The sequence below is a fragment of the Pseudomonas sp. RIT-562 genome, assembly GCF_026241895.1.
GTDB lineage: Bacteria > Pseudomonadota > Gammaproteobacteria > Pseudomonadales > Pseudomonadaceae > Aquipseudomonas > Aquipseudomonas mandelii_F.
This window is the reverse complement of the sequence record NZ_JAPJIV010000032.1, coordinates 29,838-51,599: the sequence shown is the minus strand read 5'-3', so window position 1 is coordinate 51,599 and position 21,762 is coordinate 29,838. Positions and strand designations below refer to the sequence as shown.

General features: G+C 53.3%; 20 protein-coding genes and 3 pseudogenes. 8 read left to right on the top strand and 15 right to left on the bottom strand.

Features of this window, described 5'->3' with window-relative positions:
- The 4 genes and pseudogenes from ORL50_RS27255 to ORL50_RS27240 all read right to left on the bottom strand — a co-directional run.
- On the bottom strand, window positions 1-991 hold a 991-nt coding region (locus tag ORL50_RS27255), incomplete at its 3' end, for a sensor domain-containing diguanylate cyclase (protein ID WP_266019686.1).
- Window positions 913-1,263, bottom strand: a pseudogene (locus tag ORL50_RS29220) (LysR family transcriptional regulator); the annotation flags it as partial. The pseudogene ORL50_RS29220 and the gene ORL50_RS27255, both read right to left, overlap by 79 nt.
- Window positions 1,264-1,484: 221 nt before the next feature.
- Entirely contained in the window at window positions 1,485-2,462 is a 978-nt protein-coding gene (locus ORL50_RS27245) for a DMT family transporter (RefSeq protein ID WP_266019684.1), read from the bottom strand.
- Window positions 2,459-3,031, bottom strand: coding sequence for a TetR/AcrR family transcriptional regulator (locus ORL50_RS27240; RefSeq protein WP_266019682.1), 573 nt, complete (start codon window positions 3,029-3,031; stop codon window positions 2,459-2,461). The genes ORL50_RS27245 and ORL50_RS27240 overlap by 4 nt, the downstream gene beginning before the upstream one ends.
- A gap of 1,611 nt (window positions 3,032-4,642) precedes the next feature.
- Between ORL50_RS27240 and ORL50_RS27235 the strand changes: the two genes are divergently transcribed.
- Window positions 4,643-6,076, top strand: coding sequence for a GGDEF domain-containing protein (locus ORL50_RS27235; RefSeq protein WP_323055281.1), 1,434 nt, complete (start codon window positions 4,643-4,645; stop codon window positions 6,074-6,076).
- A 161-nt stretch (window positions 6,077-6,237) separates the two neighbouring features.
- Window positions 6,238-6,753: pseudogene (locus tag ORL50_RS27230) on the top strand (Na+/H+ antiporter NhaA); the annotation flags it as partial.
- A gap of 113 nt (window positions 6,754-6,866) precedes the next feature.
- Here ORL50_RS27230 and ORL50_RS27225 read toward each other — a convergent pair.
- From ORL50_RS27225 to ORL50_RS27215, 3 genes and pseudogenes are all read right to left on the bottom strand, one after another.
- Window positions 6,867-7,399, bottom strand: a pseudogene (locus ORL50_RS27225) (NUDIX hydrolase).
- A 94-nt stretch (window positions 7,400-7,493) separates the two neighbouring features.
- Window positions 7,494-8,345 carry a universal stress protein gene (locus tag ORL50_RS27220; protein ID WP_266019680.1) on the bottom strand — a complete coding sequence of 284 codons (852 nt, stop codon included), beginning with the start codon at window positions 8,343-8,345 and terminating at the stop codon, window positions 7,494-7,496.
- A gap of 11 nt (window positions 8,346-8,356) precedes the next feature.
- Window positions 8,357-9,844: a SulP family inorganic anion transporter gene (locus tag ORL50_RS27215; RefSeq protein WP_266019678.1), complete on the bottom strand. Its 1,488-nt coding sequence runs from the start codon at window positions 9,842-9,844 to the stop codon at window positions 8,357-8,359.
- A gap of 598 nt (window positions 9,845-10,442) precedes the next feature.
- Here ORL50_RS27215 and chrA point away from each other — a divergent pair.
- Window positions 10,443-11,636 (top strand): chromate efflux transporter, encoded by a 1,194-nt coding sequence (gene chrA / locus ORL50_RS27210; RefSeq protein ID WP_266019675.1) that lies wholly within the window; start codon window positions 10,443-10,445, stop codon window positions 11,634-11,636.
- A 288-nt stretch (window positions 11,637-11,924) separates the two neighbouring features.
- A complete protein-coding gene (locus tag ORL50_RS27205; RefSeq protein ID WP_266019673.1) occupies window positions 11,925-12,476 on the top strand; it encodes an arsinothricin resistance N-acetyltransferase ArsN1 family B in 552 nt (183 codons plus the stop codon).
- Between the two features lie 26 nt (window positions 12,477-12,502).
- On the opposite strand, the gene ORL50_RS27200 is transcribed toward ORL50_RS27205, so the two are convergent.
- Genes ORL50_RS27200 through ORL50_RS27170 form a run of 7 tightly spaced genes read right to left on the bottom strand, consistent with a single transcriptional unit; the run spans window position 12,503 to window position 17,388 of the window.
- Entirely contained in the window at window positions 12,503-13,576 is a 1,074-nt protein-coding gene (locus ORL50_RS27200; protein WP_266019671.1) for an ArsO family NAD(P)H-dependent flavin-containing monooxygenase, read from the bottom strand.
- Between the two features lie 37 nt (window positions 13,577-13,613).
- A complete protein-coding gene (gene arsC, locus ORL50_RS27195; RefSeq protein WP_266019669.1) occupies window positions 13,614-14,036 on the bottom strand; it encodes an arsenate reductase (glutaredoxin) in 423 nt (140 codons plus the stop codon).
- Between the two features lie 20 nt (window positions 14,037-14,056).
- Complete coding sequence (gene arsH / locus ORL50_RS27190) at window positions 14,057-14,770, bottom strand: arsenical resistance protein ArsH (RefSeq protein ID WP_266019666.1); 714 nt, start codon at window positions 14,768-14,770, stop codon at window positions 14,057-14,059.
- A gap of 47 nt (window positions 14,771-14,817) precedes the next feature.
- Window positions 14,818-15,288, bottom strand: a complete 471-nt coding sequence (locus ORL50_RS27185) for an arsenate reductase ArsC (protein ID WP_266019665.1) — start codon at window positions 15,286-15,288, stop codon at window positions 14,818-14,820.
- Between the two features lie 16 nt (window positions 15,289-15,304).
- A complete protein-coding gene (locus ORL50_RS27180) occupies window positions 15,305-16,588 on the bottom strand; it encodes an arsenic transporter (protein WP_007247284.1) in 1,284 nt (427 codons plus the stop codon).
- A 24-nt stretch (window positions 16,589-16,612) separates the two neighbouring features.
- Entirely contained in the window at window positions 16,613-16,969 is a 357-nt protein-coding gene (locus tag ORL50_RS27175; protein WP_032894886.1) for a metalloregulator ArsR/SmtB family transcription factor, read from the bottom strand.
- On the bottom strand, window positions 16,966-17,388 hold the full coding sequence (locus tag ORL50_RS27170) for an arsenate reductase ArsC (RefSeq protein ID WP_266019657.1): 423 nt from the start codon (window positions 17,386-17,388) through the stop codon (window positions 16,966-16,968). The genes ORL50_RS27175 and ORL50_RS27170 overlap by 4 nt, the downstream gene beginning before the upstream one ends.
- Before the next feature lie 129 nt (window positions 17,389-17,517).
- Here ORL50_RS27170 and arsN2 point away from each other — a divergent pair, with 129 nt between their 5' ends.
- The 3 genes from arsN2 (at window position 17,518) to ORL50_RS27155 (ending at window position 19,656) form a co-directional block, all read left to right on the top strand.
- Window positions 17,518-17,976 carry an arsenic resistance N-acetyltransferase ArsN2 gene (gene arsN2 / locus ORL50_RS27165; RefSeq protein ID WP_266019656.1) on the top strand — a complete coding sequence of 153 codons (459 nt, stop codon included), beginning with the start codon at window positions 17,518-17,520 and terminating at the stop codon, window positions 17,974-17,976.
- Between the two features lie 78 nt (window positions 17,977-18,054).
- Window positions 18,055-18,423, top strand: a complete 369-nt coding sequence (locus tag ORL50_RS27160) for a hypothetical protein (protein ID WP_096143194.1) — start codon at window positions 18,055-18,057, stop codon at window positions 18,421-18,423.
- A gap of 60 nt (window positions 18,424-18,483) precedes the next feature.
- A complete protein-coding gene (locus ORL50_RS27155; protein WP_266019653.1) occupies window positions 18,484-19,656 on the top strand; it encodes a DUF3800 domain-containing protein in 1,173 nt (390 codons plus the stop codon).
- 235 nt (window positions 19,657-19,891) lie between these two features.
- Here the strand turns inward: ORL50_RS27155 and ORL50_RS27150 are convergent, their stop codons facing one another.
- Entirely contained in the window at window positions 19,892-20,755 is an 864-nt protein-coding gene (locus tag ORL50_RS27150; RefSeq protein WP_266019651.1) for a sensor domain-containing diguanylate cyclase, read from the bottom strand.
- A 351-nt stretch (window positions 20,756-21,106) separates the two neighbouring features.
- On the opposite strand from ORL50_RS27150, the gene ORL50_RS29215 reads away from it, so the two are divergent.
- Window positions 21,107-21,427: a hypothetical protein gene (locus ORL50_RS29215; protein ID WP_266019650.1), complete on the top strand. Its 321-nt coding sequence runs from the start codon at window positions 21,107-21,109 to the stop codon at window positions 21,425-21,427.
- Window positions 21,428-21,762 lie beyond the last annotated feature (335 nt).

Genomic DNA, 21,762 nt, shown 5'->3' with positions numbered 1-21,762 from the left:
CATCTATTGAGCAAGACTCCTCGTTAAATAGTGTTACGCCGATACTCACACTGCTGTGCAGCTCTAGTCCGTCAATTTGGTAAGGTTCGGCCAGTGTTGCTAGCAGTGATGCGTTGACATGCTCGACCTGCAGGGCGGCCTGTTCTGGTTGCTTGTTGAGATGCTCAAGCAGCACTACGAACTTATCGCCGCTAAGGCGTGCCACTGTGTTACTGACCCGCACTACGCCGTTGAGCCGCGCAGCAGCCAGGCACAAAACTTTGTCACCGATATGATGCCCATGCAGATCGTTGATGTTCTTGAATCCGTTGAGGTCGAGAAACATCAGAGCTGCACATTCGCCGCTACTTACGCAACCATCCAGCACGTGCTGTAAGCGATCTAGGAGAAGGCTTCGATTGGGAAGGTCGGTTAGTCCATCAAAAAAAGCAAGGCGCTGGATACGCTCCTCGGCAGCCTTCCGCTCGGAGGTATCGTCAATCGATGCGACGTAATTGATAACTTGGCCCTGAGTATTTCGCACCGCGCTGATCGACAGCCATTGTGGGAAAATCTGTCCGTTTTTACGTCGATTCCAAATTTCCCCTTGCCAGTGATCTACCGCCTTGAGCTGTTGCCACATGTTTTGATAAAACGCCAGACTCTGGCGACCAGAGCTGAACAGGCTTGTTCGCTGTCCAACTGCTTCCTCGCTGCTGTAACCGGTGATGTTACTAAAGGCCTGATTGACTCTCAGAATCCGGTTCAACTCGTCGGTGATGATCATGCCCTGCTGCGTTTCAAAAGCGGCGGCCGCGATGCGCAATTGATGTTCGTCATCGACTCGCTGGGTTATATCGCGGGCCATTACCACCACCGCCTGCTTACCATTGATTTGAATATCAATTCGCCGGGCATGGCCCTCAAGTGTCTTTATGCCATCCGCGCTCTGCTGAGTGTATTCGATGAGTTGCGGTCTATCGCTGGCCAAGCTCTGTCGTATGAAGTCCATAAAACGGTCAGCTTCCCTTTGAGGCAATACACCGTGCACGCTTTGGCCCGTAGGCGCTTATTCAGACGCTGATCGGCAGCGTTAAATTCCTCGCAGTATTCCAATAGCGCGTGCCCGGCGGGCGTCAGTTCGAGCTGGCGAGGACGGCGTATCAGCAATAGGCCGAGCCGCTCCTCAAGCTTCTGTGCATGTTGACTGACAGCGGCCTGGGTCAGGTCGAGATATTCGCCGCAGCGTGCGAAGCTACCCTGCTCGATCAGCGCGGCGAAGGAGCTTAGCCATTGCGGTTCAGCTTAAAGATCTCTTATCAAGGCGATAATCTGATGATGGTTTTCACTATGCCCGTATCAAAAAGAGGTGCAGCTCGCTTCGCCGCAACCGTTCGGCAAACACATCTCACCGACACCGACCCCGACCCCGACCCCGGCACTCAGGCAGTGATGCCAAACCAATCCAAGGCGGACACCTGAATTGCCTATAACGACGCAGTGCCTTAGTTTTGGCTAAGGTCAGTTACCCCGCCGTGCGTCTTGAGAAGTGTTTGCCTGCGATAAAAGGCGTGAATAGCCCACACCACTCCAACGAATAGCAACGCTGTGCCAAGCGCTTCCATAGCAGAGGGCCAGCGTTGGTTTATTAGCAGGCCCATCGTTGTTGCATAAATGGTTCCGCTGGCAATCAACTGCCCGCTTAGAGCCAGAGGTAGCCGCCGAGTTGCAATTGACCATGCCCAGGCACCTGCAAGGGTGGCCCCTAACCCCTGAATCAACCCACAGACTATTAGCGCCTCAGTACCTGCTAACCCGCTCGGATGGCTAGCGAAGTGGGACAAGTTCAAGTGCAGACCAACGGGTATGAAGGCCAGCATCTCGACGCTGCACATGAAGATCAGCATGGCTGACCACAACATGGGGGACATGCTTGGGCGCTGAGCCAAAGCGCTTTCATTTAACAATCCAAAACCAGTCCAAAATCCAATTGCCATTAACGATGCGAGCAGCCCAAGCACAATCGAATCGGTCGGGAGCACTACAGTTGCGCTGCTAAAATTAAATACGCTCAGGTTAACCAAACTTATACCGACTGCCGCGACCAACAGTGGCCCAGCAATGGCCCGCCAAGGCACGCTGGCGCTTCGCATGTTGCCAGCAATCGCGAGCACTATCGGTACTGACCCCATCATCACTGGAGGGATCACCGGGCCAGCGGCCGACACCGCAGTGGTAATCAGAAAGAAGTAACCGATGTATCCCAAGAAGCCTAACAGTGCGGCGAAAGCCCAGTCGCTCAATCGCAATTTCCGTACTTCGCTACGGTGAACAAACAGCACTATCAAGCTACCTAAACCGGCAAAGGCATAGCTCACCACAGCCAGATCAAAAAGGCTGTAATCGCCGACCAGCCCCGGAAAGATGTAGAGCAGTGACCAGGAAAATGTTGCGGCAATGGCCGCCAATAAACCTAGGGTCATACGCTCTGCTCCTGCTGGCCCTGCTTCCGGATCCAGCAATGGGCTACGTGTCGGGCAGTATCGAATACCCTTACGTCATGCCCCATGGAGCCGCTGACAAAACTGCCCTCCAGCAAGATAAACAGCCCCTCAGCAACTACGTCAGGGTCGCTTATACCGGCGCTCACGGCCAAGGCAGTAAGATTGTCACGTATCCCTTGCTTATGCCTGCTCACTGCCAAATGCACAGGGTGGCTAAACTGGGGGAATTCAGCCGCACTGTTAACGAACAGGCACCCTCGCTCGCTATCTTGCAAAAGAAAGCGTTGATACAAATCGAAAAAAGCGAGCATGCCACTGACCGGGTCAGGATGCTCCGCCAAGGTGCGCGCTACCTCTTCACGCCAGCGTCGGTCACGCTCCTCAAGGCAAGCCACTATCAGCGCATCCTTGGAAGGGAAATGGCTGTAGAGCGTCATCTTGGTAACACCCGCCATCGCCGCGATGGCCATCACACCAGTAATGTATATACCTTGTGACAGAAACAACTTTAGCGCCGAATCAATCAAGCGCTTACGGGTATTGTCCAATTGAAGGCACTCCGGCGTGGTGAAGGAGTTCACTATACTGACCGGTAAGATTGAGGCGCTTGCAAATACGACCTGAATCATAGCGGTTGCGACACTGCCGCAGCAGGAAGTCGCAGGATTTGGCCAGTCAGAAAGTTCGCTACGCTAGGTAAGCGCCCCCTGTATCCGCGTGTTTAGACCGTCGAAGGCCGTGCTTCTTACAACGCCGAGCAAGAGTGTATGAGAGTGCTCCATCGATGACTGCTTTTTCAGCACTCGCTCCATCTGGTCATCAGTCAAGCCGACTTCCGAGCCTCGAGGGCGATGTTTAAACTAGCCATCCGTGGCTTAGAAGACAGGCTTTGCATTGGGTTTGGATGCCGCACAGCAACGTTTCTCACGGACAATTCCAAGAAGGCTCATAAGTCGCTAAAACCACCTAAACGAGCTAATTGGCCTCAATCCCTCCATCAGAAATCGAGGTTGCCCCGTCTCATCTTGGCTTGCGGACTCGTTTTCGAAGGTCAGTGGCAGCTGGCCGGAGGTTGCTTTCACCAGCAGGGAAACGTGTGTCGTGAAAATATATTTCAGGAGCCCCCCTTGAATTCAAAAAATCGCGACGGAGTTCTTATATTTGAAAACAAAAAACAGCAGAGATCTACCTGGCTATTTTTTCCGGAGGTATGACTTGTTAGAGAAATCGGATCGATTGCTTCCACCTCTTTGCCTCTTTTTTGTCTCTGCTTAAAAATTTTGAAAGGACGACTATCTCAGGAAGGGTGTCAGCCCGAGCTGCCTGTAAGTCATGTAGAACTCGCTTCTTCGCGACGAAGGCGCGGCTAGTCTTTGCGTTTTCTTTCAAAGGTCTTCGAAGGCCCTCGAAAATTTGGGAAACCTATGAGTAGGAGGCGAATAAGAGGACGATTTCAAGCAGCCTGGCTAGGCTCAAAAACTCGTGAGATCGAGCATTCGAAGCGTCTAGACGCCAATCGCTCGGTGTTCCTCATCGGAAACTGGCGACGATCACTTGCTGTACTGGCCCATAGCCGCTAATAGGTATGGGGTGATTCACGAGGCCATGGAAATGAATAACAGATTCGTTGTAATTCCTGCGATCCCTATCGAAACGGGATCTGTGCGCAACGGAACACGCTTCTACTGCGAAACTGCGCCTATAGGTTTCAACATCTACGATAATGACGAGAAGTCGCGTCCCCAGGCTGTGTATCAGACGCGGTCAGAAGCTGAAGGCGAATGCCAACGTCTCAACCTAGAGCTGGTAAACGCCGTCCTTGCTCAGCAACAATCCAAGCCAGTTCAACGAAATTGATACAAGCTTCCGAACGGAGTCCAAAGAACTCGACCTGGGGGCCCTTAGCCTGCCGCAGATGGGTTCTGGCTACTGGTGTGTACGTCCAGCTGAGAGCCCAAATTCAGTGGCCCTAGGAAAGCTGACAAAGTCGGAACGATGATGATTAACGCTCTGCGCATTGGGAAATCAGGATGATGTTGACTAAGCGGCGCAGCTCTTTGGTTAGTTTTATTTTTTTTGCTGCTGGCCTGGTTACTTTTTCTGCTTGGCTGCTGTTGAAGTCCGAGACTTAACGCAGAGAACAGCGATTCTCGGAATACGTGCAGAATATTTCCGGCATCGTGCGAAATCAGCTTGATACCAATGAAGCTGTTCTTGCGGGTTTTTCAGCATTCCTCCAGGCCGTGGATCAGAGCGACACGGATGCTGCGGCCCGTTACGCGGCAGCCGTCCTATCAGCATACCCACATATCTACATGCTTGAGGCCGCGCGGGCTGTTCCCCTAGCTGAGCAAGCCGCCTTTGAAGAACTGTTGCGGCGAACATGGCGGCCTGACTTTGAGCTGAAAGATTTCCCGAGCCTCACTCAGCAGCCTAGCCAACCTCAGGTATTTCTCAATGAGACGTGGCCGGTGTTGTTTATGTACCCGCTACTCCCTGAATCCAGCTCAATCTACGGAGTAAGGCTGGAAACCGTGGCCTACCTGTCCTACGCATTGGCACGAACCCACAGCAGCCAGAAACCTGTTGTTTCACCGGTGTTCTCCATGTACGAGGGAGGCAATGCTTACATACTGATGCAGTCAGTCAGTCGGCCAAAGCAGGTAAGACAGGACATCCGTCCCAATTTCTTCGGCAGTACGATGGTGACTTTGCTGTTGGTCAAGACGAACTCGCTGCTCGATGCCGTGAACAACGCGAACGTAGACTTCTTGGTTCACATAAGAGCTATCCTGAAAACTGCAGCCGGGTCTAAAAGTGATGTGTTTTCCACGCAGACTCAGCAAGCAAGTTTTCTGGATCGCCTGCTCTTGCCGCGCCTGGCCAGCCGAGTTGAGATCAGAACCACTTCACAACCGATGACACTGCTGTTTGAGCGTCAGTTGCGTGTAGAGGATGTTTTAACGGCGGAGACATTGATTATCCTCGCGGTTCTGGGAAGTGCAATCGTACTGATGCCGCTTGTTTTAATTCGGCATTTCCAGGCGATTGAAAGGGCTGAGGTCGAGCATGAGCGCTCGGCCTATTTCGCAACCCATGACGTGCTTACTCAATTGCCGAATCGCTACCTTTTCGCCGAACGCTTTGATCAGGTTTATGCCGACTGGGAAGAGAAGGGTGTTCCGTTTGCAGTGCTATTAATTGACTTGGATTACTTCAAGGAAATTAACGATAAGCACGGCCATGAGGTCGGCGACGAGATTCTTCGAGTGGTTGCAGACCGTATGCTCGCGGCCACGCGCTCGTGTGACACCGTTGCACGCTACGGGGGAGACGAATTCGTGGCTTTGATCACAGATCTTAGGAGCCCAGAAAGCGCAGAAATGAAGGCCACGAGGGTGCTAGAAGCTATCGCGCAACCGGTCGTCACGACCATAGGCGAGGTACCACTATCGTGTAGCATCGGAGTTTCGATCTGTCCTCTCCATGGGCAGAGCTTGGATGCGTTGCTAAAAGCAGCGGATCAGGCCATGTATGGCGTTAAAAAACTGGGGCGGATGGGGATTGCAATGACTAAGAAGCGTGCGATCTGAGCTAGCTCCGTAGAAATGTCTTCGAGATTAAAACCACAGGCCTCCATTGTTCCAGCACGTTGTTAAGCAGTTCACTCCGATGCTATTAGAAGCGCTAGATACATGGCGATGAAGTCCTCATTTGCTGCGCCCCTTGAAGAAGCTAGTCAGTTTGGGCCAGTGCCACCCTTGCGGGTGTCGCTGTAGCGCTGTGCGTCCCAATGGGCAAGTCTGAGGAGGAAGCCCGGTCTCCACTGCTGTTCCTGGAGGAAAAGCTGCACATGTGGGTAGCGTTCGCTGTGGTGCCGACTTTCGGCTTCGCCAATGCGGGCGTTTCACTGGCCGGTATTTTCATGGAGAACCTAGTCGATCCGCTTCCGCTGGGTGTTGCGCTCGGCTTTTTGGTGGGCAAGCAGATTGGCATCTTCCTATTGGCTGCTCTGGCCATTCGTATGGGCTTGGCCAAACTGCCAGAAGGCAGCAATTGGGCACAGCTTTACGGCGTCGCGCTCTTGTGTAGCATCGGCTTCACCATGAGCCTGTTCATCGGCAACCTGGCGTTTGCTGGATCAGCTCACCTGATTGACGAGGTAAAAGTCGGTGTGTTGATCGGTTCGACATGGGCTGCGATAGGTGGTGTCCTGATTTTGCGCCGCAGCGCTGCGCCTGCCATTGTCGGAGCCACGGTTTCTAAATAAGCGTAAGCGAGCCGGCCACGGAGTTTCTCCCTGACAGAAATCCTGTGGCCGGAACATCGTCTCGCGAAGTGTGGTCATCGTGCTTTACACCATAAGCTGCTGAGATATCTCCCTCAACGGCTGATTGGCGGCATCAACTCGGACGCGACTTTTTTCAGCATGAACGTTTCTCGCTGAATTGACTGCCCCATCGATGACTCCTGACGCTGCATCACGGCTTCGTTGTGCGTTATGGCCTCATGCAGGTTGATCCAGACAGGCCGCATTCCATTTGCTATTTCGTGACTTTCCATTCTGACTGGCTCTAGCTGGGAGGCCACTTCGCATAGATAAAAGTGCGAAGTCATGTGCATCAGGTCGTATTGCGGCTTCCAATAGGGCCGGTACTCTTCGATATAGCCATAGTGCTGGAGCACCTTAATATCACGGGCACCCGTCTCTTCCTCAAGCTCACGCTTCAGGCCTGTGACAATGTCCTCATCGGCATCAAGGCCGCCGCTAGGGAAGCTAAAGTCGTTATAGCGCTCAGTGAACAGAGCAGGATCTGTTCGTCCCGCAACACGATGCCGCGTGCGGCATGACGGCGGAACACTCTGCCTTTTACAGATTTCAGCTCTGGGTGAATAATTTCGGTTATGAGTTGCATGAGGTCTCAGCCAGGGACTTTTTCAGGTAATCATCATTTGGGATGGGCACAGTATTTCTGGAGTCTTGGAAATGCTGTGCCCGGAAGCAACACTTCAGCGAAGCAGCAATACAGGCATGGTGGCCGTTCGAAGCATCGTAGTAGTGGTGCTTCCTACCAGAAATTGTCTAATACGCGAGTGCCCATAAGCGCCCATTACGAGAAGATCAATTGCGTGCTCTGCCTGATAAGCGTGAAGTGCCAACTCCACCTCTCCTTGGCGGATCTCTGCATGGACTAAAAAGCCTGAAGTTAGAAGCATGCATCTGGCTTTATCGAGCGCCTCTCGATTATCTCCTGAGTCTATTCCAACCATAACTAGATGAATTGGCAGCCCTTCGCAAAGCTGGCTGGCGGCAAGCATCTGAACGGTTTTGTACGCTGTTGGGCTGCCGTCAAATGCGAGCATTACTTTTTCTGGCTTTTTATAGCTGCTGGCTGTGATCAAAATTGGACGGTGAATTGTGCGTACGACAGCTTCAATTTGGCTGCCGAGGCATTGAGCACCGCGTGTGCTGTCTTCACCCACTCGTCCAATGACCAACAGTCGAATCTCTTTCTCAAGCTCGCTCAGGCTTTCTACCAGATGGCCATGGCGTTGCTTCATTTCAGGAAAAGCTGCACCGGCGATGACCGTTCGCTCCCTGGCCTTCTCGAGCGTGTGCTGTCCTTGTTCCAAAGCAAGCCTGGCGCGCTGGGCATCCAACGTAGCCAGCTCTTCGAGCAGATGCTCTCGGCTCCCGAGGCCAATATTGCCGCTGAGATCTGCTGCAGCCGGGTATTTCTCTTCATCCAATACATGCAGCAAGGTAAGAGGCGCATCTAACGTTTGCGCCGCCCATGCTGCGTAGTCGCAGACCGCCAATGAGGATTGCGAGTTATCAATGCATGCCATTACGTGGGTCATTGTTTATCTCCTTAGTGGCTCATGAGCTTGTCGATGGCGTCAGGTTTGTCATGCACGCCAAAGCGGTCAACGATAGTGGCGCTGGCTTCATTCAGGCCCAGCACCTCTACCTCTGCACCTTCACGGCGGAACTTGATGACCACCTTGTCCAGAGCTGCAACCGCAGTGATATCCCAGAAATGGGCTTGGGTAAGGTCGATGGTGACTTTGTTGAGAGCTTCTTTGAAGTCGAAAAAATTGGTGAACTTATCGGCTGAGCTGAAGAACACCTGGCCCACAACGCGGTAAGTGCGATGAGACTCAGCCTCTTCAAGACTGCTCTTGATATCGAGATAGTGTCCGACCTTGTTCGCAAAGAACAGTGATGCCAGCAGCACACCTACCAGTACGCCATAGGCCAAGTTGTGCGTTGCCACGACGACTACAACAGTCGCGACCATGACAAGGTTGGTCGACAGCGGGTGCTCTTTCAGATTACGCAGCGAATCCCAACTGAAGGTGCCGATGGACACCATGATCATCACGGCAACCAACGCCGCCATCGGGATCTTGGACAGCCATTCGCCCAGGAATACGACCATCAGCAGCAAGAAGATGCCCGCGCATAAAGTTGAGAGGCGAGTACGACCGCCGGACTTCACGTTGATGATCGACTGGCCAATCATGGCGCAGCCCGCCATGCCGCCGAGCATCCCGGCTGCGATGTTTGCAACGCCCTGGCCCTTACATTCGCGGTTTTTGTTGCTGGTGGTATCGGTCAGATCATCGACAATGGTCGCGGTCATCATGGACTCAAGCAGGCCTACAACTGCTAGAGCCGCTGAGTACGGGAAGATGATGCGCAGGGTTTCAAAGTTCAGCGGGACTTCAGGCCAGAGGAAAATCGGCAGCGTGTCCGGCAGTTGGCCCATGTCGCCCACGGTGCGGATATCGAGTCCCAGGTAGATCGCGATAGCGGTCAGGGTCAGGATGCACACCAGCGGCGAGGGAATCAGCTTGCCGATCTTAGGCACATACGGAAACAGGTAGATGATTCCGAGACCCGCTGCGGTCATGGCGTAGACGTGCCAGGTGACATTTGTGAGTTCAGGCAACTGCGCCATGAAAATCAGAATCGCCAATGCATTCACGAACCCGGTGACCACTGAGCGCGAGACAAAGCGCATCAATGAGCCAAGTTTCAGGTAGCCCGCGAGGATCTGGAGTACCCCACAGAGCAAGGTTGCAGCCAGCAGATACTGGAGCCCGTGATCTTTTACCAAGGTAACCATGAGCAGTGCCATGGCACCGGTAGCCGCCGAGATCATGCCAGGGCGACCGCCGATGAAGGCAATCACGGCACAGATACAGAAGGATGCGTAGAGGCCGACCTTAGGGTCGACGCCGGCGATGATGGAAAAGGCAATAGCTTCCGGAATCAGCGCGAGTGCGACTACGATTCCCGCGAGCACGTCTCCGCGAACGTTGGAAAACCACGTTTGTTTAATTTTTTGCAGCATAGAAATATCCAAGGCAAAGCATCGCGCACGCCAAACGGACGGCGAGCGAATCGATACAAATTCAAATTTTGAGGATTTTTTCGCTGTGTGCTTTAGGTGTAAAACCGGGCGTACAGCAGTGAGCACCCGCGAGCGAAGCTAGCGGAAGCAAGGTGTTGCGAGGGGGCGTAGCGCTAAGGCGGCGTAGGCTGCCAGTAGATCGTTTGGAGTACAGTCATGCTGATGTTCCTGTAGCTCAAAGGGTATGCAGAACGGTTAGTATACATGGAAGCCGCCGTTGATTGCGACTCCGTGTCAAGCTCCACGAGCATTGAATGCTGAAAGAGAGCTAGCTGAAGAGCAGGTTTTTGAGCAAAGTTTGCGAGTGACGCGGGGGGGATAGCCTTAAGTATCTCGCGAGACCCGCTTAGGTCTCTAGCTGGCTTTTCGATTAGGTTGGTACATTATGAAACCAAGTTCACATTCACTCGCAGGGTTAGCCTCGTATGTCTAAGGAAGGCCATCGTTTAGCCCATGTTTAGTTGGCTCCATAGTATTTGGTTTCGTACCGCAATCATTTTGGGAGGGGTGAATATTGTCAGCCGAAGGTAGTGCAACGGTGGTCAAGACTGACTCCCCTTGGACGGTTTTTCTGGTGTTCCTGCGACTAGGACTCACCTCTTTTGGAGGCCCGATTGCGCATCTAGCTTACTTTCGCGAAGAATTCGTTGCTCGACGCCAATGGCTGAGCGAGCGCAGTTATGGGGATTTGATTGCCCTATGCCAGTTCTTGCCGGGGCCCGCCAGTAGCCAGGTTGGCATAGGTTTAGGACTATCTCGCGCCGGGTTTCTTGGAGCAGTCGCTGCGTGGGCAGGTTTCACATTGCCTTCGGCAATAATCCTGGTTTTATTCGCTCAGGGTATGTCCGCGTGGGGAGGCGCGTTTCCGAGCGGTCTTTTGCACGGTCTTAAAATTGTCGCGGTGGCTGTCGTTGCTCAAGCCGTCTGGGGTATGGGCCGTAGTCTTTGCACTGATGCTCCTCGAATAACCGTCGCCGTGTTTGCTGCTTATGCTGCACTGCTTTGGCCACATGCCTGGGGACAGATCGGAGTGATTTTCTTCGGCGCCATCATAGGATTGATCCTCTTCAGAACCGATCAGAGCCAGGGTACGGAGTCTTTGCCGGTATCGGTGAGTAGGAAAGTCGGTGTGGTGTCTTTGCTGGTGTTCTTCGGCTTGTTAGTTGGTCTGCCATTGCTGGTTCAGCTGTGGCCCTCACAAGCATTAGCTGTGGTAAACGCCTTCTTCCGCGCTGGGTCATTAGTTTTCGGAGGTGGGCATGTTGTGCTGCCGTTGCTTCAGTCGGCGACCGTACCGAACGGATGGGTAGCCAATGACACGTTTCTTGCCGGATATGGTTTAGCACAGGCCGTACCAGGCCCGCTTTTTACCTTCGCAGCATTTCTTGGCGCGTCCATGAGTGCCCAACCTTCTGGTTGGCTCGGGGCTACTGCCTGCGTCATTGCTATTTTTGCTCCTTCGTTCTTGCTTGTAATCGGCGTGCTGCCATTTTGGGAGCAACTGCGGAAAAGCTTACGCACCCAAGCTGCACTTTCAGGCGTAAACGCAGCAGTTGTGGGTCTTCTCCTGGCGGCCTTGTATAACCCAGTCTGGACGAGCGCCATATTGATTCCTGCAGACTTTGGCTTAGCGCTGATAGCGCTTGTGGCTTTGATGTTCTGGAAGGTTCCTCCATGGTTGGTCGTCCTGGCGGGAGGTCTCCTCGGATGGTTACTCGGCATTGAGTTTTGAGGTCGGCTAAGCGATTCCGTCAGGACGGGTTGTTTAGCGCACGCTTACAGTGTGCTGAGTTGTTGATGCAGCCGATGGATTTGATGAGCCGAAGGGGGCAGAACTGAGAACATGCATTGCGACCTGAGTTTCGCGATTAGCCTTCTGCGGTCTGAGCTAGAACTAGACGAAAGAGAAGCCCCATGTGAGGTACTCAGATTTCAGACTGCGCATTTTTTTCAAATGGGCTAATGGCGAAAACTGATCCGGGAAAGGTAATGTTCAAATTCTTATTCATGGACGACTTACATGCCAGTCACAATTCGCGCTGCAGTTGTTGCAGATGCACAAGCTATCCAGCGTATTTACGCTCCCATCGTTTCGACAACGGCGATCTCGTTCGAAGAGATTCCGCCAAGCGCTGAGGAAATCGCTCAGCGAATAGCGACGACACTTCAGACATATCCCTACCTGGTGGCCGAAGAAGGTGGGGAGATCAAGGGCTACGCCTATGCCAGCCAGCACCGTGCACGTCCGGCATACCGATGGGCCGTTGACGTAACGGTGTACATAGCCGAATCGGCTCGCCGTCAGGGTGTTGGCCGTGAACTCTATGAGACCTTGCTTCCGATCCTTGAAAAACAGTGCTTTCGCGCAGCTTATGCCGGAATCGCACAGCCCAATGAAGGCAGTGTGGGGCTGCACGAGTCGCTGGGATTCGTCCATATCGGCACATATCCGGAGGTAGGCTTCAAGCTTGGGAAATGGCACGACGTCGGCTACTGGCGGCTCGGGCTGTGCCAGGCAACTCCGCCACTGGAGCCTATCCTCTTTCCTGAGCTTGAAGTCGCATCACAGTAGGTACACTCGATTTGCGTCGCGAGCCATCAGGATTCGCTAGTGAGATAGCTTTGGACTTGGTTGACTACATCTCGAGCGGTGCGGGTTACTCCGATCAATGTCGCAGAGGCGAGCCCCGTCCAATCGCCGTAACCCACCAGCCACAGACTGGGTGAAGCAACACTCTGGTTTTCGTTCACAGCCACTTTGCCATCCTGGCCTACAATGCCCAGGCTGTTCAGGTGGTCGAGCGCTGGAGAAAACCCAGTGCACCAGATGACGACATCCACCGCTGTTTCGTCTCCTGATGACCAGACAACGCCTGTTGAAGTGAAGTGCGTGAATGGCCGTACTGCGCTCAATACACCGCGTTCACGAGCGTCCTTCACCGATGGCACCATTACGATGTGGCCCAGCCCCCCAGCAGGTTTTTCAGGCTCCACGCCATCCTGTTGCGCCTTGAATCGAGCAGTAGCTCGTTCGAACAGGACACGCCCATCAACCTCATCAGGTAGAAACTTTGGGGCCTCTTGAGTTACCCAGGTTGCCTGAGCCACTTTAGAAACCTCGGCGTAAATCTGGGCTCCCGAGTTGCCACCACCCACGACAAGGACGGTTTTCCCCTCAAACTCATCCGGCCCAACGTAATGAGCGGAATGAAGCTGCTGCCCTACGAACAACTCCTGTCCTGGATAGCTCGGGGTAAATGGGCGGCTCCAGGTGCCTGTTGCACTGATAACCGCTTTGGCATCCCAGTTTCTATCCCCGGAGACAACCCGTAATCCTTCTTCGATTTTCTCGACACGTGTCACCCTGGTGGATCGCATGATGGGGAAGTCATATCGACGCTCGTACAGAGTCAGATAGTCGATAACATCATCACGGTGAGGCGTTTCTTCTGATACGGCAGGCATCGGCCAGCCTGCAATCGAGCTCCATGCCGATGGAGAGAAGAGTCGCAACGAATCCCAGCCATGCCGCCAGGCTCCTCCTGGTGCCGACTCCGCATCGAGCAGCACGTAAGACAAGCTTGTCCGCTTCAAAAAATAGGCGACTGTCAGCGCGGATTGACCACCGCCGATAACCACAACATCAAGTTTCGAATTCTGAATCACCAGCATCCTCCAGGCTCAATCGCGGCACCTCACCGTCGTCGTATCAGACTCTGCGACCGTGCTCATCAATGACCACTTGGCCATCCTCTTTGACGAAACTCCCACGCTGCTCTTGCGGTAACAGATCGAGGACTGCCTCTGAAGGACGACACAAGCGTGTCCCCAAAGGCGTCACGACGATGGGGCGATTGATCAGGATAGGGTGAGCCATCATGGCATCGATGAGCTGTTCGTCCGTCAGCGATGCATCACCCAATCCAAGCTCTTCGTACGGAGTTCCTTTGATACGCAAAAGAGCCCGCACCCCGATACCCATATCCCTGATGAGCCTGGCAAGTGTGGTGCGATCAGGCGGGGTCTTCAGGTACTCGATAACCGTCGGTTCTTCCCCGCTGTTACGGATCAACTCCAAGGTGTTGCGAGAGGTGCCGCATTCGGGGTTGTGGTAGATCGTGATCTGGCTCATATCGCTTCCTCATGCTGACGTTAGATGGAGCGCTGGTTGACGCGTTTGGAAAGCTCTTCGGCGGACTCTTTACGCTCGGAGTACCGATCAACCAAATAATCCTGGCGATCCCGCAACAGCAGCGTGAACTTCACCAACTCCTCCATCACGTCCACCAGTCGGTCGTAGTACGAGGACGGTTTCATACGACCTGCCTCGTCAAACTCGGTGAACGCCTTTGCCACAGAAGATTGGTTTGGGATGGTGAACATCCGCATCCATCGACCCAGTACGCGCAGCTGATTGACCACGTTGAAAGATTGCGAGCCACCGCAGACCTGCATCACTGCAAGGGTCTTTCCTTGCGTAGGTCGTACAGCACCTATCGCAAGCGGAACCCAGTCAATTTGGGCTTTGAATACTGCACTCATGGAGCCGTGACGCTCAGGGGAGCACCACACCTGTCCCTCAGACCATTGCATCAGCTCGCGCAGCTCAGCGACCTTGGGATGTGTATCGGGCGCGTCATCCGGAAGCGGCAAACCCGAGGGGTCGAAGATTTTGGTTTCGGCGCCAAACTCCTCCAGCAAACGGGCTGCTTCCTGAGTCACCATACGGCTGAAAGAGCGCTCTCGCGTCGATCCGTACAAAAGCAGAATTCGAGGCTTATGGAGTGACGGTGTACGCGGCTCCAGTTGCTCCAACGACGGAATGTCGATCAGGTCGGTGTGTACGTTCGGCAATGTGTCTTGCATATAAACTCCTACCACGGCGCCGGCTAGGACGCCGCCTCGGTTGATCTTTAAAGCGAACCGATGCGGTTCAGTTCAGCTTTGAGCTGGTCAGGGCTCATGGTCTTGAGCGGCAGCATAAGAAACGCACTCACGCGCTCGTGAATTTTGGCCAGTGTGGCTTCAAACGCTGCGGTGATCTCGGCTTCCGACCCGCTAGCCTCAGACGGGTCGGCCAGCCCCCAATGCGCCTTCAAAGCTGGCCCAAAGAAGATTGGGCACGCTTCACCCGCTGCCCGGTCGCAGACAGTGATCACGATGTCTGGAGGCGAGCCTTCAAAAGCATCCGAAGCCTTGCTGCTCAAGCCCGCAGTGGAGATACCCGCCGCCTCCAGCGTTTGCAATGCCCGTTGATTCACCCGGCCACTGGGAAAGCTTCCTGAGCTGACGGCTTCTATACCCTCAGGCGCCAAGTGGTTGAAAAGCGCCTCGGACATAATGCTGCGGCAGCTGTTGTGGGTGCACATGAACAAGACTTTCATCAGACGATTCCTTGATTCAGAAACTGAGGCGCAGTGCCAGGGCGGACAATGTGGCGACGAGGATGGGCACGGTCAGCACGATCCCGGTCTTGAAGTAGTAACCCCAGCTGATCGTTATATTTTTCCGGGCGAGCACGTGCAGCCACAATAGAGTTGCCAAGCTCCCAATTGGGGTGATCTTCGGGCCCAGGTCGCAGCCGATGATGTTGGCGTAAACCATCGCTTGCTGGACAACACCATCGACTTCGGCGGCATGAATGGATAAGGCGCCTACCAGAACGGTGGGCATGTTGTTCATGATCGAAGACAGCAACGCTGTTAGCAGCCCTGTACCTAGGGACGCGCCCCAAACGCCATAACCGGCGAACACGTTCAGGATCTGCGCGATGTGGTCGGTCAGGCCGGCGTTCTTCAGGCCATAAACAACCAGATACATACCCAAAGAAAAGATCACCACCTGCCATGGCGCCTCTTTGAGCACCTTGCTTGTGTTGATGGCGTGACCACGAGCCGCGATGACATAGAGAATGAATGCACAGACCGCTGCAATGGCGCTGATCGGCACCCCCAATGGCTCAATGACAAAGAAGCCGATCAGCAGTAGTGCCAGCACCCACCAACCAGCTACAAAAGTAGCCCGGTCGTGGATCGCCTCGTCCGGATTGTCCAGTTGGTTGAGGTCATAGGTCTTTGGTAGATCTTTGCGGAAAAACCACAGCAGCATGGCTAATGTCGCTGCCACGCTGACGATGTTTACCGGCACCATGATCGAAGCATATTCGTTGAAGCCGATATCGAAGTAGTCGGCAGAAACGATGTTGACCAGGTTGGAAACCACCAGCGGTAAGCTCGCCGTATCCGCGATAAAACCGGCTGCCATGACGAATGCCAAAGTAGCCGCAGGAGAAAAACGCAGCGCCAACAACATCGCGATCACAATGGGTGTGAGGATCAATGCTGCTCCGTCATTGGCGAACAGGGCCGACACCGCTGCGCCCAGCAGGACGATAAATGCGAACAGCTTGCGGGTGCTCCCGCCTCCCCACCGGGCCACATGTAGCGCAGCCCATTTGAAAAAGCCTGCCTCATCAAGCAGCAAACTAATGATGATGACCGCAATGAATGTCCCTGTAGCATTCCAGACGATGCGCCAAACCTCTGGTATGTCGGCAAGGGTAACGACACCTGCCAGCAACGCCACGATGGCACCGAACATCGCACTCCAGCCAACCCCAAGCCCCTTGGGCTGCCAGATGACAAGGACGATGGTGGCGATAAAGATCAATACGGCAATCAGCATTTCATTAATCCGGTTGGGCGTGAATCAGCTACACACGGCTTGGTTGATCGGACGGTCGTTCATGCCGCAGAGGCGCTTAGCCTCGGTTTCCAGCCATTGCTGATTGGCGTCTACCACTTCCTTCAAAACTGCCGTCACCCAAGCGGGCAAATCAGGATTCAGTCGGTAATACACCCATTGGCCTTGGCGACGATCCAACAGCAAACCGGCAGAGCGCAGCAGCGCCAAATGACGAGAAATCTTCGGCTGACTCAGGTCGAGTGCTGCCGTTAGCTCGCATACACACAGCTCACCTTCACTCACGACAAGCAGCGAAATTTTTGCTCGGGTGTCATCCGCCAGGCACTTGAATAAGGTGGTGGGGTTCAAGGGTTCTGTCATAGATCCTCCAGGTGTTTGGTCTTGACCAAAACGAAGAGCTTGATGCGCTCGTGGATGTCGTGGAGCGTGTGGCGAAATGCGCCAGTATCATCGCTGGTTACTGGGTCAGGAAAATCCCAGGCAATGACTTCACCTGCGCTGGGCATTGGTAGGCACTCGCTTGCGGATTTATCACAAAGAGTGATTACGTAATCGAATCGATCAGCTTGAAACTCGCTGATGGACTTGCTGCGCAGGCCCGTTGTATCGACTCCAACCGCCTCCAATGCTTGAGTCGTGCGCAGATTAACCTCAAACGGTTCAGATCCTGCGCTGAAGGCCTCGAAGCGCGGGTCGGTGTGCCGTAACAAAGCCTCTGCAAGCAGGGAGCGGGCTGAGTTGGCAACGCACACGAAAAGCACTTTGATAGCAGGGCTCATGGTGAAACTCGATGTATATGGAAAATCGAATATACGCTTTTTCGAATATTCGGTAAAGCGAATATGATGTCTGCTGCTTCGGCTTGAGCCGTGACGGTTCCTACAAAGCGGCGCAAAGGAGATAAGGGGATGGGCAAGGAGATGATGATCCAGGCAACGGAAATAGCCGGAGGGCAATGGCAGCGCTTTCGCGATGCACTGAAATCTGCTGACCTTCCATCAGACGATATTGATCTTCCGGGCCGAACCTTTTTTGAGTTCACACTGGACAGCGAGACGGTCGCATGGGGAGGATTCGAAACGCATGGTACGGACGGGTTGTTGCGTTCTCTGGTCGTAGTGTCGACATACAGATCGAAGGGGGTCGGTTTCGCGGTGCTTCGGGTCATTGAAGCGAAAGCCGCCGAGAAGGGAATCGCTCGATTTCATTTGCTGACAACAACTGCGTCAGGCTTTTTTGAGCAGCAGGGCTATGCAGCAAACCAACGAGACTCTGCGCCGCCTCTGATTTCTCAGACGGAGCAGTTCAGGGGGCTTTGCCCTGGCTCGGCTTGCTACATGTGCAAGGCATTATCTGCGAGTGCGTGAAAGTAGCTAATCACCTTGGTGATGGCTTTTAGCCTCGATGCCAGCTAGATTTGGAGCTTTCTACGATCAAGGAAGGATATGAAAAAGCTCATCGCAGTAATGGGGATGTGTGTCGCACTTGGCGGTTGCGCTACGTCCCACTACACCGCAGGACGAGACTTTCCGTCGGCCAGTGTAGCGAGCATCACCAAAGGCAAAACGACGACTACTGAGTTGAAGTCCCTGTTTGGTGAGCCCTACGCCAAGAGTGCTGTCAGCGAGACTGACGAGAAGTGGATCTACACCTACACAAATGGCTCAGCCCACGCCCAAAGCTACGTGGTCACCATGAAGGTAACGACTACGGGCACTCAGAAAACCCTCGATGTCTTGATCCGCAATGACGTGGTAATCAATTACACGTTCAGCGAAGGCCCCGCTCCAGGCACTACCACAGCGACGAACTAAGTTCGCCACCTTGCCATTGGGCGACCACCGCGCTCAGTACGCTGTTGATGGAGCATGCTCATGGACAGAACATATGCCTTCGTGGATGAGTCCGGGAATTCCGACCTTGATACGTCAAAGGGAGGAAGCTCGGGCTTCTTCATCGTGTGCTCCATTCTGGTGGCAGAGAAAGACCTGGAAGCTGCTTATGCCCAAGCTGAAGCACTCCGCATGCGTCATTTTCAAACAGGTGAGATCAAATCCAGCAATCTAAAGCCGAAGGATTCATGTCGCCGTGCCCGGATCCTGAATGAGCTCGCCGAGCTGCCATTCAAGCTCTATTTCACCGCCGTTGATAAGTCTCGAATTCACAAAGACGGTGGCCTCCGTATCAAGACCTCGTTCATAAAATACGTGAACGGGTTGCTCTATGAACGCTTGTTCCGCGCATACCCTGACCTCCAGATGATCGTTGACGAGCATGGTGGCCAGGAATTTCAGAAGAGCCTCAAAAGCTACGTTGCAGAACGATTCGTGGACGACCTATTTGGCGATAAGGATGCCTTCCAGACGATGGCCAGTAAGGACAACGTTTTGGTTCAGGTTGCAGATTTCTTCGCTGGCTCAGTCGCTCAGATCTACGAAGAGAAAGCATCGGAAGAAGCAGTTCTTGCCTACAAAAAGATCCTACGCAGCCTGACTCTTGGAATGCTTGAGTGGCCATCCAAGTACCAGTCTCTTCTGCCACCACCGACGGATGAATCTGGGTATGCAGACTACCAGGTACACCAAGAAGCTCTCCGCCAGGCTGATCGTTTTAGCGAGCGGGCTGGTGAACACCCTGATGAGGATGAGCGCCTGCAATTAAGTATCCTGCGGTTCTTAAGATTTCAAAGCGAATTCGTCACCAAGGATTACGTGCTAACTACGGAGATCATGGCCCATCTAAAAGACAGCGGATTGGGAGAGGTCAACGGCCAGAGAATCCGATCCAGTGGCATTGCCAAGCTTCGGGATGCGGACGTAATCATCACAAGCGCGGCCAAAGGCTACAAGATCCCTCAAACACGGGCAGACATTAACGAATTTCTTGAAAGAGCGTCAGGCATTGTTGTTCCTCTACTGGAACGGGTCAAAAAGGCTCGAGAGGTATATCGGCTGAGTAGTCGAGGAGAATATGACATCGTGACGGCAGCCAACCTGGCTGAGCTTGCCAAGCTGCTCACTGCGCTCGAGGCTTTTGCAGATGACTGAACTCAGTCATGGCAACGAACCCCAGCAGGCTGCAGTGATCCAGGATGAAATCCTAGTGATTCTGAAAGAAGTAATACTTCGACGACTACTCGCACAACAACGACTGACTCAGCCATTGTCAGCAAGGGGGGGCGCATAAGTCTCTATTGAATTGTCGTCAAACGATGCATAGAGCTTCTACGACAATTTACCATCATTTCTTATAAGCTTCTTAGTGCGACTTATCGCCCCACTCTTAACTCTCTAAGGTGCGATATCTCTTCATACGATACATTTCACTATCCGAGTGGGTGAGTAGTGTATCGGCATCCTTTCCGTGCTCGGGATAATATGCAACTCCTATACTGCACAATGGCATCTTGAGTGTACCTAATTCAGGGCCCAATGGCTCAGCCATGACTTTATGAATCTGCTCTAGCTTTTTGGAAATCGTGTCCCTCGACTGGACGTCTGTCAGCAGCACCGTGAATTCATCGCCGCCAATCCGAGCCACGGTGTCTGTCTCACGCACACAGCTTTTGAGACGTTGGGCAATAATGCACAGAACACGATCTCCCGCTGCGTGGCCATGGACATCATTGATACTCTTGAAGTCATTGATATCCAAAAATAGCAAAGCTAGCTCATTACCGTGGCGCTGCGCAGTCTGCAGTGCCGATATCAGTCGATCACTAAAGAGCGAACGATTGGTTAATTTTGTCAGCGGATCATGATGAGCAAGGAAGCGCAATTCCTCCTCGGCTTGAGCTAAAGCTGTAACGTTTCTTGCGACCCCAATCCTAGCACCAACCTCCTCCGACCAGAATGCAGCCCACAAGATGTAAACGAATGCCCCATCCTTGCGGATGTAACGGTTCCGGAAATCGAAATGAGGTTGACCATTCATCACCCGGGTAATCGAACCTCGCGTCGCATCCAAATCTTCAGGATGCATATAGCTGGTGATATTGGTGCCAATCAGTTCATCAGGGCGGTAGCCCAACAGGGCCTTACAGGCATCACTCACAAAAACAATGTGGTCGCTTTCATCAACCACAAATACAGTATCCAGCATTAGGTGGATCAGTTTGGGGTAGAGCGCCTGTAAATCGATGGCCATAAGTCATGTGCTATCTGAGTCGTAGAGCGCGATCATATCCCGATTTGCAGGGTGGATTGCGAGGAATCTTGTAGGCATAAGATAGCTCGGAGCATGAGCAGGGTGCGCAGAAATTCCGCAGACAAGAAAACCGGCGTTTCTCCGATCTCAAATAAAGTAGAGCTACTGATTCGTGTAGGTGTAGACGCGATGTACGGTTTGGTCTAGCTGGCACGCTACCGAGTTTTGGACACGCTCATACTGGCTTTGCAGAGTCAGATCTTCGACGTCGCCAAAGCCAGGGGTTGCCTCAATAGATGGCTAGACTGTCCTAACCTCATGGGCACCTGCTCACTTTCCCCGTCAGAATAAATGACAGTCAAGAAATTGCTGGGGGAGAGGAATAGAGATGGATGTACGCTCACCCTGATATACCAGCTGATTTCTGACGATAACGATATGGACGCGCTCGCGGAACGCTTGGCTGAACAAGGCTGTGATGATGCGTTGGTTGGGGTCGGAAAACTAGGTCGCCTGGCGTTCGAGTTTGTCCGCGATGCACACTTCGCAGCAGCGAATTACAGTGGCCGTGATGCAAAAATGCAAAGCCCCGAAGGTTCGCGTCTTAGGGGCTTCTATTTTCGCCTTCATCCCTTAATGATTGGCGAACGTGGCAGCGAGAATACCCGTTGAATTGGCGATTCACTACAGTGGTGAGGCCATTTTTCAGTCGGCGGGACTCTGAAGGCCGAAGCCTTCTAACCTGTATTGCTGACAAAAACTGCAGGCCGATGCTTGGCTGAAGCCATGGAGGAGTGCGCACATATATTAATCCGGACAGTTTTAGGTATCTAAATGCCTGTAAATTATCCACAAAAACCTTCTTCAAATACGTTCACTACTTTGTCGACCAGACGAGATGAACCACGCTGGCCTGTATTTATTAATATAGCAGCATGATGAGCAATTGTCTCTCGTCATCCGGGAAAAGACTACCTGCAATGTGTGTGCCTGCTGTGGATTAACTG

Excerpts from the sequence above, each read along its gene's own strand:
- ORL50_RS27185 (WP_266019665.1), bottom strand. The coding sequence starts at position 15,288 with ATGAAAGTCTTGTTCATGTGCACCCACAACAGCTGCCGCAGCATTATG.
- ORL50_RS27220 (WP_266019680.1), bottom strand. The coding sequence starts at position 8,345 with ATGACCCACGTAATGGCATGCATTGATAACTCGCAATCCTCATTGGCG.
- ORL50_RS27180 (WP_007247284.1), bottom strand. The coding sequence starts at position 16,588 with ATGCTGATTGCCGTATTGATCTTTATCGCCACCATCGTCCTTGTCATC.
- ORL50_RS27170 (WP_266019657.1), bottom strand. The coding sequence starts at position 17,388 with ATGAGCCCTGCTATCAAAGTGCTTTTCGTGTGCGTTGCCAACTCAGCC.
- ORL50_RS27215 (WP_266019678.1), bottom strand. The coding sequence starts at position 9,844 with ATGCTGCAAAAAATTAAACAAACGTGGTTTTCCAACGTTCGCGGAGAC.
- arsN2 (WP_266019656.1), top strand. The coding sequence starts at position 17,518 with ATGGGCAAGGAGATGATGATCCAGGCAACGGAAATAGCCGGAGGGCAA.
- ORL50_RS27150 (WP_266019651.1), bottom strand. The coding sequence starts at position 20,755 with ATGGCCATCGATTTACAGGCGCTCTACCCCAAACTGATCCACCTAATG.
- ORL50_RS27175 (WP_032894886.1), bottom strand. The coding sequence starts at position 16,969 with ATGACAGAACCCTTGAACCCCACCACCTTATTCAAGTGCCTGGCGGAT.
- ORL50_RS27160 (WP_096143194.1), top strand. The coding sequence starts at position 18,055 with ATGAAAAAGCTCATCGCAGTAATGGGGATGTGTGTCGCACTTGGCGGT.
- ORL50_RS27155 (WP_266019653.1), top strand. The coding sequence starts at position 18,484 with ATGGACAGAACATATGCCTTCGTGGATGAGTCCGGGAATTCCGACCTT.
- ORL50_RS29215 (WP_266019650.1), top strand. The coding sequence starts at position 21,107 with ATGACAGTCAAGAAATTGCTGGGGGAGAGGAATAGAGATGGATGTACG.
- arsH (WP_266019666.1), bottom strand. The coding sequence starts at position 14,770 with ATGCAAGACACATTGCCGAACGTACACACCGACCTGATCGACATTCCG.
- arsC (WP_266019669.1), bottom strand. The coding sequence starts at position 14,036 with ATGAGCCAGATCACGATCTACCACAACCCCGAATGCGGCACCTCTCGC.
- ORL50_RS27200 (WP_266019671.1), bottom strand. The coding sequence starts at position 13,576 with ATGCTGGTGATTCAGAATTCGAAACTTGATGTTGTGGTTATCGGCGGT.
- ORL50_RS27245 (WP_266019684.1), bottom strand. The coding sequence starts at position 2,462 with ATGACCCTAGGTTTATTGGCGGCCATTGCCGCAACATTTTCCTGGTCA.
- ORL50_RS27205 (WP_266019673.1), top strand. The coding sequence starts at position 11,925 with ATGCCAGTCACAATTCGCGCTGCAGTTGTTGCAGATGCACAAGCTATC.